A 12,891-nucleotide genomic window follows, 5' to 3' on the forward strand; every position below is an offset into this window, starting at 1 on the left:
ATCGGCATCCCGCCCGGCCGCGTAGTATAGTGCGGTGATGGACAGCATCGACCTCGAAGTGCTCAAAACCAGCGCCGCCTGGCTCGCCCAAGGCCTGCGCTGCGAACTGATAACCGTGGTGCGGACCTGGGGTTCCAGCCCCCGCCCCATCGGCGCCATGCTGGCCATCTGCGAGGACGGCCGCGTGGTCGGTTCCGTTTCCGGCGGCTGCATCGAGGACGACCTGATCGAACGCGTTCGGCGCGAAGGCATCGCCCGCAGCACGCCGGAGCTGGTCAGCTACGGCATCAGCGCCGACGAAGCGCACCGCTTCGGCCTGCCCTGCGGCGGCACCATCGAACTGGCGCTCGAACCGCTGGGCGCCCATAGCCGCATCGACGAACTGCTGGACCAACTGGCCCAGCACCGCCTGGTGCAGCGCCGCCTGCATCTGCCGACCGGCGCCGTGACGCTGGCCCCCGCCACCGCCGGCCCCGTGCTGGAACGGCACGGCGACGAACTGTGGACCCAGCACGGCCCGCGCTGGCGCCTGCTCATCATCGGCGCCGGCCAGCTCTCGCGCTTCCTGGCGCAGATCGCCAGCGCCATGGACTACCACGTCACCGTCTGCGACCCGCGCGAAGACTACCGCGCCGGCTGGCAATTGCCCGGCGTGCCCCTGGTCCACGCCATGCCCGACGACCTCGTGCTCGACATGCAGCCCGACTCGCGCAGCGCCATTGTCGCCCTGACGCACGATCCCAAGCTCGACGACCTGGCCTTGATGGAAGCGCTGAAATCGCCCGCCTTCTACGTCGGCGCCATCGGCTCGCGCGCCAACAACGCCAAGCGGCGCGAACGCCTGCGCCAATTCGACCTCACGCCCGAACAACTGGACCGCCTGCACGGCCCCGTAGGACTCTACATCGGCAGCAAAACCCCGGCCGAAATCGCCATCTCGATCCTGGCCGAAATCACCGCCGTCAAAAATGGCGTCCCCGCCGTCCTGCAAGTTCCCCCACGCCGCGATATCGGCGCAAGAAACAGCTAGCGCGTCCCCGCCCCCTGCGCCACAATACCAGCCCAATGGCTGAGTCTGTGTCCACCTTGGGGTCTGACCCCAGGGTGGACACGGGCTCGGCGGTTCGTATTTGTTGGAGATGAGAATGCGCTTTACGATTTCACTGCCCGCGAATTACCGTTTGCAGGATGTGCAGGCCTTTCATAGCCGCGATGCCGAGAGCGTGGCGGAAGAAGTGCGGCCGGAGCGCATCCGCAAGGGCATGCTGCTCGACGACGTGGCCGTGGCGCTGACGCTGCACCTGTCGCCTGCCGCCGCCGAATGCGAGGCCGATGCGGATTGTCCGCAGCCTTTGCCGGCGTCGCTGCAGCAGCGCATCCGCGATGCGGCGCTGAATATGCTGGGGCTGCGCATCGATCCGCAAGCCTTCCTCGACTTCGCGCGCGACGATGCTATGCTTGGCCCGCTGGTGCTGGCCAATCCCGGCCTGCGCATCGTGCAGTCGGCCACCGTGTTCGAAGCCCTGACCTGGGCCATCATCGGCCAGCAAATCAACCTGCCCTTCGCCATCGCCCTGCGCCGCACCTTCATCCTGCAGGCGGGGCGCCAGCATTCCAGCGGCTTGTGGTGCTATCCCGAAGCCGCCGGCGCGGCCCGCCTCAGCGCCGAGGATCTGACCAGCCGCAAATTCTCGCGCGCCAAGGCGGAGACGCTGCTGCGCTTCGCCGCCCTCGTCGCCAGCGGCGAGCTGCGCCTGGAGCAAGCGGCGGACAACAGCATCGACGAGATCAGCAAAGCCCTGCTGGCCGTGAAAGGCATCGGCCCCTGGACCGTCAACTACGGCCTGCTGCGCGGCTACGGCTACGCCGACTGCTCGCTGCATGGCGATGTCGCCATCCGCGCCGCCCTGCAACGCCTGCTGGGCGAGGACAGCAAGCCGGATATGGCGCGCACCGAACGCATTCTGCAGCAATACCAGCCGCACCGCACCATGGCCGCCGCCCACCTGTGGGCCAGCCTGCACGGCCGCCCCAACGAGAGCGCCTGATCCACACGCTACCCGGGGGCTAAAAACGCCTAGCGCTTGCCGCGCAATTCGCGGATCTTCCAGCCCTCGTCGCGCTTGCGCAGGAAGGCGGTGATGGAATCGACCGTCGCCGCGTTGATGCGGTCGGAAAAGCGCAGCGCGCTTGGATGGTCGTCAAACGCGATATTGGCCTTGACGATGCGCCCGCCCAAACGCGTCAGCGGCCCGATATTCAACTCGGTCGGCTGGTAGCCCGCCAGTTTCAGCCAGCTCTGCGCCTGCTCGCGGTTCTGTACCTTCACATCGCTCGCCATCGCCGCCGCCACCACTTCCAGCACCCATTGGTTCGAGTTCTGGTATTTGGTGGAGAAGGGGTAGGCCACCATATTGTATTTAGGCTCGTGCAAGCCATGCAGCAGCGCCGGCGAGCGCAGATATTCGGCCAGGCGGGCCGCCACGCGCGGCGGCGGCACCAGCATGATGGAGTCGAGGGTGAACGGATCGTCGAGGAAGAAGTTGGCCAGGCCGTCCATCCACAGCTCGGAACGGGCCGTGCCGCATTCGTTCAGCAGCTCGTAGACACGCCAAGGCTGATTCGGCGCGGCGCGAAAGGCGATGCCCAGGTGCGTGTACTTCACGCGGTACTTGGACAAGTCCTGTCCTTGCCGTCCGATCAGCACCACATCGCTGCCGGAATCGTTCAACTCGCCCATCAGCATGCGGCCCGTTCCCATCGCCTCGTTCAGCGCGGCGGGCGTCATGGGCCGGTCTTCGCAGGACTGTCCCGCCTGGGCCGGCGCGGCAAACGCCGCGGCGATCAGCGCGCAGGCGGCGACACGGGTAGCGAATTTCATGGCTCAGCCTCAGTTGGCCGGCAGGCGGCTCTGATTCAGCAGCGCCTGGCCGATCTCGTTAGGAATAAAAGCCAGCACCTTGCCCGACGCCACCAGCACCGTGCCCGTCGTCTCCGACAGCACCTGCACCGAAGTGCCGACCGACACACCGATCGCGCCCAGCGTCTTGCCCGTGACCTTCACCGACAGCTTGCCGGCCGAACCCACGGCCGACAGAATAATCTCCACCGTATCGCCCACGCCCTGCGCGATGCCCGAGACCACATAAGCGCTGCCCACGCCCACCGCCGCCACGCCGACCGAGGCGCCCTCGCTGCCCTGCGCGCTGCCCGCCACGCTGGCCACCGGCGCCGCGATGATCGACATGGTCCCGATCGAAATCTTTTCCGATGCCGTCACATTGCGCGACATTTGCGCCATCGCGGAGCCGGCGCCCAGCACCAACACAGCACCGAGGGTCGCACGAATCACGTTTGCAGCAATACTCATTACATCTCCCACTATGAAAGGTTTGCCTGTTATAAATGATTTTCTGGAAACCTGCTACATGTTTCCTTGTAACAATTTGTCAGAAAAACCAGGCAAACAAGGAAGCGCAGCGCCGCTCAAGGCTCTCAAGACCGGCGCTTCAAGCGCTCCCTTCTGAGTCGGATTCGTAGACGAGCCGCATAACCTCGTCCTTTGCGCCAAAGATTGAGTTGGCATACACAATGCGAATCTTTTCGCTGGCGCTTTCGCCAATGGTATCTCCGTCCTGGATGACCGGGCCATTTTCCAGGAGGTATTCAGCGATCGCGTCGAATCGTTTCTTTAGCTCGGCCGGAGACTCTGTCGCTCCGTGCGCCTCCAATTCCATTAGCCCAAGTTCTGCCAAGCCGGTGGTAAAGCCGGCACTGAGGGATGTTCCCTCAAGCCACCCCACACGGCAGTCGATCCAAATGGCCAATGGCAGGGCCAATGGCATGACTTCGACCGCGAAGTCGGCAAAGAGGCTTGGCGGCACAAGCAGGGCGGCATTGGTCCAGAAGACCCCAATCGATGCTGGCGTCGAGGCCATCAGCGCTGCCGTGACTTGCGTGAGCAGCGTGGAAAGCGGCACCGGGAGCAGTTCCCCGCTGACAGTGACGATCGCGTGACTCTTGTGCTCCCGTATGGCAGATGCGGCATCAGGCCAAAGCCGACTGCTTGCACATGGCCCCTCCAAGTCCGACCAGGGAATGGGCGCTGGCATCACTCCAATCACGATATCTGCCATATCTAAACGAAACGACAGAGTACCCGCCTGCTCGGAAATATCGGAGATATGTGCAAGCTCGGGCCAATTGGCTGACAGACTGGCTTGCAAAGCTTCAATAGAAAATACAGGCGTCTCATTGAAGAGAATCATGGACATTTGCAGTGGCATCGACGGTTCCGTAGTCCTTAACTTGTAAATCGGGCTGAGTGAAGTCATCTTACATTGATGAGTGTCAACTGCATGGCCGCAGCCGCCCAGGCAGCTTCAAGGTTTTTTACTTCCTCAATAGAAATAGTGCCACAAACGCAAAAAAGCCGCTGATTCCTTAAGAGAATCAACGGCTTTTTCAAGAATTCTGGTTGCGGGGACAGGATTTGAACCTGTGACCTTCGGGTTATGAGCCCGACGAGCTGCCAGACTGCTCCACCCCGCGTCTGATGAACGTATTATAGGGCAAGCGGCGGCTTTAGGCAATATTTATGCCACTTCTTCTCACGATAGATGGCATTTATGCACACCCCGGCCGCAAAAAGCTGCGGCGCGCAGCGCAAAGGATGTACGCGATCCGGCCGCAATCAGTGTAAAGTAAGCATGAGACATGACTCACATCAAAGACTTACACCACAGCCATCCATGAAATTCTGCTCCGAATGCGCCCATCCCGTCGAACTGATGGTGCCGGCCGGCGATAACCGGCCGCGTTATGTTTGCGTCAAATGCGAAACCATCCACTATCAGAATCCGAAGATGGTGATCGGCTCCATCCCCGTCTGGGAGCGGGATGGCGAACTGAAAGTGCTGCTGTGCCGCCGCGCCATCGAGCCGCGCTACGGCTTCTGGACCCTGCCCGCCGGCTTCATGGAAAACAATGAAACCACCTCGGCCGCCGCCATCCGCGAAACGGAGGAGGAAGCCGGCGCGAATATCGAACTGGGTAACCTGTTCACCCTGCTCAACGTGGCCCAGGTGCACCAGGTGCATATGTTCTACCTGGCCACCCTGCGCGACCTGAACTTTGCGCCCGGCGAGGAAAGCCTGGAGGTGCAGCTGTTTACCGAGGCGGAGATTCCCTGGGACGAGCTGGCCTTCCCCACCGTTCACAACACCCTGGAATTCTTCTTTGCCGACCGTGCGCGCATGCGCGCCGGCGGCAGTTATGGTTTCCACACCCAGGACATCAACCGCCCGATGCGCAGTCCGACCGGCACATGATTCCCTGGCTCGACGCCCACACGCCCTTTCCCGATGTTTCCGAAGCGCTGACGGCCGACGCGCCCGGCCTGCTCGCGGCCGGCGCCGACCTCTCGCCCCGTCGCCTGCTGGCCGCTTACCAGCGCGGCATCTTCCCCTGGTTTTCCGAGGGCCAGCCGATTCTGTGGTGGAGCACCGATCCGCGCATGGTGCTGCTGACGGAGCATTTCCGCATCTCGGACAGCCTGAAAAAAACCCTGAAGAAGATCGAGAAAAGCAGCCGCACCGATGGCCGCTGGCAGGTGCGCTTCGACACCGCTTTCGAGGACGTGATGCGCGCCTGCGCCGCACCGCGCCGCGACGGCCCCGGCACCTGGATCTCGGAAGACATCATCGAAGGCTATACCGGCTTGCATAAGCTGGGCTACGCCCACTCGTCCGAACTGTGGCTGGACGGGGAGCTGGTGGGCGGCGCTTATGGCGTCTCGATCGGCACCATGTTCTACGGTGAATCGATGTTCGCCCGCGTCACCGACGCCTCCAAGATCGCCCTGGCCTACCTGGTGCATTTCCTGCGCCGGCATGGCGTGGCGATGATTGACTGCCAGCAGGAAACCGGCCACCTGGCCTCGCTCGGCGCCAGGCCCATTCCACGCAGCGCATTCCTGGAACATGTACAAAAGAATATCGCAGCGCCACAGATCATCGACTGGACGCCCCTCCCGCCATATTTTTCCGCGGCCTGAACGGCGCATGCGTTCACTCTTGCGCGCAGAACGCGTTATGATATGTCCAGACGGCTATCAACAAGGACGGGCATGACGCACTTAAACGACCTTCCCTTTGCCACGCTGCAGTTCTATACCACTGCGCCCTATCCGTGCAGCTACCTCGACACGCGGCAAGCCCGCTCGCAGGTGGCTACGCCTTCGCACCTGATCAATGCCGACGTCTATTCCGAGCTGGTGAAAAGCGGCTTCCGCCGCAGCGGCATCTTCACCTACCGGCCCTACTGCGACGGCTGCCAGGCTTGCATCCCGGTACGCGTGGTCGTCAACGAATTCCAGCCGACGCGCGGCCAGCGCCGCGCCTGGGTGCGCCATGCGAATCTGACGGCGGGCGTGGCCACGCTGTCCTTCTCCGACGAACATTACGATCTGTATCTGCGCTACCAGAGCACGCGCCACGCCGGCGGCGGCATGGACCAGGACAGCCGCGACCAGTACGCCCAGTTCCTGCTGCAAAGCCGGGTCAATACGCGCCTGGTCGAGTTCCGCGAGCCGGACGGCACGCTGCGCATGGTCAGCATCATCGACGTGCTGTCGGACGGCCTGTCCTCGGTCTACACCTTCTTCGATCCCGACGTGCCGAGCGCCTCCTTCGGCACCTATAACGTGCTGTGGCAGATCGCCCAGGCGCAGGAACTGGGCCTGCCCTATATCTATCTCGGCTACTGGATCGAGGAGAGTCCGAAGATGAATTACAAGATCAAGTTCCAGCCGCTGGAAGCGCGCATCAAAGGCGTATGGAGCGTGCTGCAGCGCTAAAACCGGCTTGGGACCAAGGCTGGCGCGGTAAAATACGCGCAAATTCTCACTTTTGGCCCTCCATGTCCGACAAATTCCTGTACTCCCTCGCCCGTCCGATGCTGTTCTCGATGGACGCTGAATCCGCCCACCATTTCACCCTGCCCGCCTTGAAGCGCAGCTCCGCGCTTGGCCTGACGCGCGCCTTCGTGCGCCAGCCCAAGCCCGATCCGCGCACCGTCATGGGCCTGCTGTTCAAGAATCCGGTGGGCCTGGCGGCAGGTCTGGACAAGGATGGCGCCTACATCGACGCGCTGGCCGACCTGGGCTTCGGCTCCATCGAAGTGGGCACCGTCACGCCGCGCGCCCAGCCCGGCAACCCCAAGCCGCGCATGTTCCGCCTGCCGGCGGCGCACGCCATCATCAACCGCATGGGCTTCAATAACGGCGGTGTGGACGCCTTCGTATCGAATGTGCAATCCTCGCGCTTTTACCAGAAGCGCGAAGGCGTGCTGGGTCTGAACATCGGCAAGAATGCCGATACGCCGATCGAACGCGCGGCCGACGATTATCTGCACTGCCTGGAGAAGGTCTACCCTTACGCCAGCTATGTGACGGTGAACATCTCCTCGCCCAACACCAAGAACCTGCGCCAATTGCAGGGCGGCTCCGAACTCGATGGCCTGCTCGGCCAATTGAAGGACGCCCAGCAACGCCTGGCCGACCAGCATAAGCGCTACGTGCCGCTGGCCCTGAAAATCGCGCCGGACATGGATGGTGAGCAGGTGAAAAATATCGCCGACGCCCTGGTCCGCCACAAGATCGACGGCGTGATCGCCACCAACACCACCTTGAGCCGCACGGCCGTCGAAGGCATGCAGCATGGCGCGGAAGCGGGCGGCCTGTCCGGCGCGCCGGTGTTCGAGCTGTCGAACCAGGTGATCCGCCTGCTGAAGGCGGAACTGGGCGACGCCCTGCCGATCATCGGCGTGGGCGGCATCATGCGCGGCAGCGACGCCAAGGCCAAGATCGACGCCGGCGCCCAGCTGGTGCAGCTGTACAGCGGCCTGATTTACGCCGGCCCGGCCCTGGTGCGCGACTGCGCCGACGCGCTGCGCCGCTGATCACCGCAGTTAAGCCCTTTACCGGAGCCGCGCATGGACCACATCACCCTCGGTCGCAGCGATCTGCGCGTCAGCCGCATCTGCCTCGGCAGCATGACGTTCGGCGAGCAGAATGCGGAAGCCGATGCCCACTCCCAGCTCGACTACGCGCTGGAACGCGGCATTAACTTCATCGACACGGCCGAGATGTATCCCGTGATGCCGCGCGCGGAAACCCAGGGCAGCACCGAACGCCATATCGGCAGCTGGCTGAAGAAATCCGGCCAGCGTGACAAGGTGGTGCTGGCGACCAAGGTGGCGGGGCCGAATCCGCATATGCACTGGATACGCGGCGGCCAGCACAATCTGGACGAGGCGAATATCCGCGCCGCCGTCGAAGCCAGTCTGCGCCGCCTGCAAACGGACCATATCGATTTATACCAATTGCACTGGCCCAGCCGCAATCTGCCGATTTTCGGCGCCAGCGTCTTCGATCCGCAGAAAGAACGGCCCTCGGTGGCCATCGAAGACACACTGGCGGCGCTCGGTAAATTGCAGGAAGAAGGCAAAATCCGCCACATCGGCGTCTCCAACGAATCCTGCTGGGGCGTGACGGAATTCATCAAGCAGGCCGAGATGAAAGGCTTGCCGCGCATCGCCACCATCCAGAACCTGTACAACCTGACGGCCCGCCATTTCGAAACCAGCCTGCTGGACGAAACCTGCTACCGCGCCGAAGTGAGCCTGCTGGCGTATAGCCCGCTGGCTTTCGGCCAGCTCACGGCCAAGTACCACGACAATCCCAAGGCGCATGGCCGCCTGACCATCTTCCCGCCCAACTGGAGCCCGCGCTATGTGCGTCCCGGCGTGCTGGAGGCGGTGGGCCACTATGCCAAGCTGGCGCGCGCCAACGGCATGACGCCGGCCCAGTTGGCACTGGCCTGGTGCTACACGCGCTGGTTCGTCGCCTCCACCATCATCGGCGCGACCACCCTAGCCCAGCTCAAGGAAAACATCGACGCCTACAGCCTGCGCCTGCCGCCGGACATGGTGGCCGCCGTCGACGCCATCCACGCCCGCCTGATGAACCCCGGCCAGTAAGCCACCTGGCGGCAGCAGAACCACGGCCTCGCTCAACGGCCGCAGTCCTTCGCTCCTTCACTACGCTACCAAAGCCAGTTTTGGCCCCTGCCCGCCGCGCGGCGCCTGGTGCCCGCCCTGCTGCCCGCCGATCTTGAACACGGCGACCGCCTCGGCCAGCATCTCCGCCTGCTCGCGCATCGATTGCGCCGCCGCTGCGGCTTCCTCCACCAGGGCGGCGTTGCGCTGCGTGACGTCATCGATCTGCACGATGGCCTGATTGACCTGGGAAATTCCGCTGCTTTGCTCCTGGCTAGCGGCGCTGATCTGGCGCATGATATCGGCCACCTGCTGCACCGAGCTGACGATGCCGTCCATCGTGCTGCCCGCTTCCGCCACCAGGCGCGAACCCGCGTCCACGGTTTCCACCGAGTGGCCGATCAGCTCCTTGATCTCCTTGGCCGCTGCCGCCGAACGGTGCGCCAGATTGCGCACCTCCGACGCCACCACCGCGAAACCCCTGCCCTGCTCTCCTGCGCGCGCCGCTTCCACGGCCGCATTCAGGGCCAGGATATTGGTCTGGAAGGCGATGCTGTCGATCACCGAAATGATGTCCACGATGCGGCCCGAGCTTTCCTTGATGGCGCCCATGGTGGAGACCACCTCGCCCACCACCTGCCCGCCCTTGACCGCGAACTCGGACGCCGCCACCACCAGCTGCGTGGCCTGGCGCGCATTCTCGGCATTTTGCGTCACGGTCGACGTCAGCTCCTCCATCGACGACGCGGTTTCTTCCAGGCTGGAAGCCTGCTGCTCCGTGCGGCTGGACAGATCGAGATTGCCGCTGGCGATTTCATTCGATGCGGTCGTGATGGTATCGCTGCCCGAGCGCACCTTGCCAACGGTGTGCGCCAGGCTGTCGTTCATATGGGCCAGGGCGCGCAGCAGCTGCCCCGTTTCGTCCCGCGTATGGCATTCCACGCGCATGGTCAAGTCGCCGCTGGCTACCGCCTGCGCCATGCCTACCGCCCGGTTGAGCGGGCTGGTGATGCTGCGCGTGACCAGCCACAGCACCGATGCCGCCAGCAGCGTCGCCACCAGGGTCAGCGCCACCATCATATTGCGCGCGCCGGCATAGGCTTCACCGGCTGCCGTTCGAGCCTGCGCCACAGCGGCCGTCTGGTACTTCACCAGGTCGGTCAGGGCATTCAGGTAGGCGGTCTGCTCCTTGCGCACGGCGCTCAGCAGATAGGCCACGCTCTCATCGCGCTTGCCGCCGTCGGCGGATTTCTGCAGGAAGCTGGCCTGCACCACCAGATAGCGGTCGCGCGCCTCCAGCACGGCTTTCAACTTGGCCTTGCTCTCGGCATCGGTATCGTCTTCAATCAGCTTGGCCAGCTTATCCAGGTGGCCGGCGATTTCGGTCTTCTTGTCCTCGACGCGCTTGAGTTCCTTTTTCACAGTCTCGGCATCGCTGCTCAGCATCGCATTGCGCATGGCGCGGGCGATATCGTTGACGCCGCCGATGGCCTCATAGGCTTCGATCACCTTGGGAACCTTGTCGGCGGCCAGATCGTCGGTGCCTTCATCGAGCTTGCCCAGATTCAGAATGCCGATGGCGGAGATGCCGATCATGAACAGCAGCGCCAGCCCCAGTCCCGCCGCCAGGCGCACGCCTATCTTCCAGTTCCCAATATTCATTTGTCGCTCCCATATCGATGCTTCGTGTGGGGGACGCTGCGCGCCGCGCAGCGGCTGATTGGTACTGCCGATATCAAGGAGTATAGGCGGTCCGCTTCCGCGAAAAAAGCCTCAGGCCAAACAAAAGGCGTGCCGCAGCACGCCTCTTGCCATCACAGAAAGATTGAAATCAAGCCGCTTCGGCGCCGTTCAAGGCGAGGTCGATATCGGAGCGGCGCAGCTCCGGCGCGAACTGCTGGATGAATTCATAGGCATAGGCGCGCAGATAGGCGCCGCGGCGCACCGCCAGCCGCGTGGTGTTGGCGGCGAACAGGTGGGACGCCTCGATGGCGCGCAAGCCCTTGTCGCGGCCATGGTCGAAAGCCATGGAAGCCACAATGCCCACGCCCAGGCCCAGCGTCACATACTGCTTGATGACGTCCGAATCCATCGCCGTCAGCACAATGTCGGGACGCACTTCGGCGCGCGCGAATGCGGCGTCGATGTGGCCACGGCCGGTAAAGCCGACGTCATAGGTAATCAGCGGGAACTCGGCCAGGTCTTCCAGCTTGACCGGGGTGCGCGCCAGCAGCGGATGGCCGTCCGGCACCACCACCAGGTGGCTCCAGCGGTAGCAAGGGAAGGATACCAGGTCCGGGAACTGCGACAGGCCTTCGGTGGCGATGCCGATATCGGCCTTGCCCGACAAGACCCACTCCGCGATATGGTCCGGCGCGCTTTGCTGCAAGGCGATGCGCACGTCCGGGAAGGATGTGCGGAAGCTCTGCACCGCCTTCGGCAGCGCATAGCGCGCCTGGGTGTGGGTGGCGGCGATGGTTAGCGTGCCGCTGTTCTGGCCCGTGTATTCCATGCTGGCCTGCTGCAGGTTTTCCGCTTCCACCAGCAGGCGGTCGATGATCTTGAGGATGCCCTTGCCCGGTTCGGTCAAGCCGGTCAGGCGCTTGCCGTTGCGCTCGAAGATGACCACGCCCAGTTCGTCCTCCAGTTCGCGGATCTGGCGGCTCACGCCAGGCTGGGAGGTGAACAAGGCGTTCGCCACTTCGGTCAGGTTGTAATTGCGGCGGGCCGCTTCGCGTATCGAACGCAGTTGTTGGAAATTCATAGGGTCGCACCTCCGTCGACAAAGACGTGCAGGCGCTTGGGCCGCACGACCAGGGTTTCACCATCCTTCAAGCCCAAATGGCTGAAGCGTTCATTGGACATCACGGCCTCGATCAATTCGGCGTTATCGGCGCGCTCCAGGTCCAGCTGGGCCAGCGGGCCGATGGCGTGGGCGCGGCGCAGCTTGACGATGATGCCTTCGGCGCCGCTGGTGTAGCGGTCGATCTCCAGATCGTGCGGGCGCACATACGCCGTGCCTTGCGAATCGCGCACGCCGCCGTGGTCCGGCACATTGAAGCTGATGTCGCCGCTGGCCAGCACGCCTTCGTGCACGCGGCCGTGGAACACGTTCACATTGCCGAGGAAGCCGTAGACGAAGGGCGAAGCCGGATGGTTGTAGACCTGCTCCGGCGCGCCCAGCTGCTCCACCGTGCCCTTGTTCATCAGCACCACCTGGTCGGCCACTTCCAGCGCCTCCTCCTGGTCGTGGGTGACGAAGATCGAGGTGACATGCAGCTCGTCGTGCAGGCGGCGCAGCCAGCGGCGCAGCTCCTTGCGCACCTTGGCGTCCAGCGCGCCGAATGGCTCGTCCAGCAGCAGCACGCGCGGCTCCACCGCCAGCGCGCGCGCCAAGGCGATACGCTGACGCTGGCCACCGGAAAGCTGGGGTGGATAGCGGTCGGCCAGCCAGTCCAGCTGCACCAGCTCCAGCAGATCCTTGACCTTGCGCCGGATCTGGTCTTCGGACGGACGCTCGCCGCGCGGCTTCACGCGCAGGCCGAAAGCCACGTTCTCGAACACCGTCATATGCTTGAACAGCGCGTAGTGCTGGAACACGAAGCCCACCTGGCGCTCGCGCACATGGCGGTCGGAGGCATCCTCGCCATCCAGCAGCACCTGGCCCGAATCGGGATGTTCCAGGCCGGCGATGCAGCGCAGCAGCGTGGTCTTGCCACAGCCCGATGGGCCGAGCAGCGCGGTCAGCTCGCCCTGCGGGAAGTCGAGCGAGACGTTGTTGAGGGCGACGAAATCGCCGAAACGCTTGTTGATGTTCTTGACTGCGATGGTCAT

The 12,891-nt window shown here is 63.7% G+C and carries 13 protein-coding genes and 1 tRNA gene; 7 read left to right on the forward strand and 7 right to left on the reverse strand.

What is annotated here, in order from left to right:
* Positions 1-37: 37 nt before the first annotated feature.
* A complete protein-coding gene (locus FHS03_RS04170; protein ID WP_183439756.1) occupies positions 38-1,030 on the forward strand; it encodes an XdhC family protein in 993 nt (330 codons plus the stop codon).
* Positions 1,031-1,145: 115 nt separating this feature from the next.
* Positions 1,146-2,048, forward strand: a complete 903-nt coding sequence (locus FHS03_RS04175) for a DNA-3-methyladenine glycosylase 2 (protein ID WP_183439757.1) — start codon at positions 1,146-1,148, stop codon at positions 2,046-2,048.
* A gap of 29 nt (positions 2,049-2,077) precedes the next feature.
* Here FHS03_RS04175 and FHS03_RS04180 read toward each other — a convergent pair whose 3' ends face one another.
* From FHS03_RS04180 to FHS03_RS04195, 4 genes are all read right to left on the reverse strand, one after another.
* Complete coding sequence (locus tag FHS03_RS04180; protein WP_183439758.1) at positions 2,078-2,881, reverse strand: DUF2145 domain-containing protein; 804 nt, start codon at positions 2,879-2,881, stop codon at positions 2,078-2,080.
* 9 nt (positions 2,882-2,890) lie between these two features.
* A complete protein-coding gene (locus FHS03_RS04185; RefSeq protein WP_183439759.1) occupies positions 2,891-3,370 on the reverse strand; it encodes a hypothetical protein in 480 nt (159 codons plus the stop codon).
* Between the two features lie 139 nt (positions 3,371-3,509).
* On the reverse strand, positions 3,510-4,268 hold the full coding sequence (locus tag FHS03_RS04190) for a DUF4261 domain-containing protein (protein WP_183439760.1): 759 nt from the start codon (positions 4,266-4,268) through the stop codon (positions 3,510-3,512).
* 206 nt (positions 4,269-4,474) lie between these two features.
* A tRNA-Met gene (locus tag FHS03_RS04195) sits at positions 4,475-4,551 on the reverse strand.
* A gap of 200 nt (positions 4,552-4,751) precedes the next feature.
* Here FHS03_RS04195 and FHS03_RS04200 point away from each other — a divergent pair.
* The 5 genes from FHS03_RS04200 to FHS03_RS04220 all read left to right on the forward strand — a co-directional run bounded on the left by FHS03_RS04200 (position 4,752) and on the right by FHS03_RS04220 (position 9,039).
* The gene (locus FHS03_RS04200; RefSeq protein WP_183439761.1) at positions 4,752-5,330 is read left to right on the forward strand and encodes an NUDIX hydrolase; all 579 of its coding nucleotides are present in this window, start codon (positions 4,752-4,754) and stop codon (positions 5,328-5,330) included.
* A complete protein-coding gene (gene aat, locus FHS03_RS04205) occupies positions 5,327-6,055 on the forward strand; it encodes a leucyl/phenylalanyl-tRNA--protein transferase (RefSeq protein ID WP_183439762.1) in 729 nt (242 codons plus the stop codon). Before FHS03_RS04200 ends, aat begins: the two co-directional genes overlap by 4 nt.
* A gap of 72 nt (positions 6,056-6,127) precedes the next feature.
* Positions 6,128-6,856 carry an arginyltransferase gene (locus FHS03_RS04210; protein ID WP_183439763.1) on the forward strand — a complete coding sequence of 243 codons (729 nt, stop codon included), beginning with the start codon at positions 6,128-6,130 and terminating at the stop codon, positions 6,854-6,856.
* A gap of 62 nt (positions 6,857-6,918) precedes the next feature.
* The gene (locus FHS03_RS04215) at positions 6,919-7,959 is read left to right on the forward strand and encodes a quinone-dependent dihydroorotate dehydrogenase (RefSeq protein ID WP_183439764.1); all 1,041 of its coding nucleotides are present in this window, start codon (positions 6,919-6,921) and stop codon (positions 7,957-7,959) included.
* Between the two features lie 33 nt (positions 7,960-7,992).
* Positions 7,993-9,039: an aldo/keto reductase gene (locus FHS03_RS04220; protein WP_183439765.1), complete on the forward strand. Its 1,047-nt coding sequence runs from the start codon at positions 7,993-7,995 to the stop codon at positions 9,037-9,039.
* A gap of 60 nt (positions 9,040-9,099) precedes the next feature.
* On the opposite strand, the gene FHS03_RS04225 is transcribed toward FHS03_RS04220, so the two are convergent.
* From FHS03_RS04225 to FHS03_RS04235, 3 genes are all read right to left on the reverse strand, one after another.
* Complete coding sequence (locus tag FHS03_RS04225; RefSeq protein ID WP_183439766.1) at positions 9,100-10,719, reverse strand: methyl-accepting chemotaxis protein; 1,620 nt, start codon at positions 10,717-10,719, stop codon at positions 9,100-9,102.
* Between the two features lie 169 nt (positions 10,720-10,888).
* Positions 10,889-11,821: a CysB family HTH-type transcriptional regulator gene (locus FHS03_RS04230; protein ID WP_183439767.1), complete on the reverse strand. Its 933-nt coding sequence runs from the start codon at positions 11,819-11,821 to the stop codon at positions 10,889-10,891.
* Positions 11,818-12,891, reverse strand: a complete 1,074-nt coding sequence (locus tag FHS03_RS04235) for a sulfate/molybdate ABC transporter ATP-binding protein (RefSeq protein ID WP_183439768.1) — start codon at positions 12,889-12,891, stop codon at positions 11,818-11,820. The genes FHS03_RS04230 and FHS03_RS04235 overlap by 4 nt, the downstream gene beginning before the upstream one ends.

The sequence above is a fragment of the Pseudoduganella violacea genome, from assembly GCF_014191875.1.
GTDB lineage: Bacteria > Pseudomonadota > Gammaproteobacteria > Burkholderiales > Burkholderiaceae_D > Rugamonas > Rugamonas violacea_A.

Coding starts and splice junctions, on each gene's coding strand:
- FHS03_RS04170 (WP_183439756.1), top strand. CDS start 38: ATGGACAGCATCGACCTCGAAGTGCTCAAAACCAGCGCCGCCTGGCTC.
- FHS03_RS04175 (WP_183439757.1), top strand. CDS start 1,146: ATGCGCTTTACGATTTCACTGCCCGCGAATTACCGTTTGCAGGATGTG.
- FHS03_RS04180 (WP_183439758.1), bottom strand. CDS start 2,881: ATGAAATTCGCTACCCGTGTCGCCGCCTGCGCGCTGATCGCCGCGGCG.
- FHS03_RS04185 (WP_183439759.1), bottom strand. CDS start 3,370: ATGAGTATTGCTGCAAACGTGATTCGTGCGACCCTCGGTGCTGTGTTG.
- FHS03_RS04190 (WP_183439760.1), bottom strand. CDS start 4,268: ATGATTCTCTTCAATGAGACGCCTGTATTTTCTATTGAAGCTTTGCAA.
- FHS03_RS04200 (WP_183439761.1), top strand. CDS start 4,752: ATGAAATTCTGCTCCGAATGCGCCCATCCCGTCGAACTGATGGTGCCG.
- aat (WP_183439762.1), top strand. CDS start 5,327: ATGATTCCCTGGCTCGACGCCCACACGCCCTTTCCCGATGTTTCCGAA.
- FHS03_RS04210 (WP_183439763.1), top strand. CDS start 6,128: ATGACGCACTTAAACGACCTTCCCTTTGCCACGCTGCAGTTCTATACC.
- FHS03_RS04215 (WP_183439764.1), top strand. CDS start 6,919: ATGTCCGACAAATTCCTGTACTCCCTCGCCCGTCCGATGCTGTTCTCG.
- FHS03_RS04220 (WP_183439765.1), top strand. CDS start 7,993: ATGGACCACATCACCCTCGGTCGCAGCGATCTGCGCGTCAGCCGCATC.
- FHS03_RS04225 (WP_183439766.1), bottom strand. CDS start 10,719: ATGAATATTGGGAACTGGAAGATAGGCGTGCGCCTGGCGGCGGGACTG.
- FHS03_RS04230 (WP_183439767.1), bottom strand. CDS start 11,821: ATGAATTTCCAACAACTGCGTTCGATACGCGAAGCGGCCCGCCGCAAT.
- FHS03_RS04235 (WP_183439768.1), bottom strand. CDS start 12,891: ATGACCATCGCAGTCAAGAACATCAACAAGCGTTTCGGCGATTTCGTC.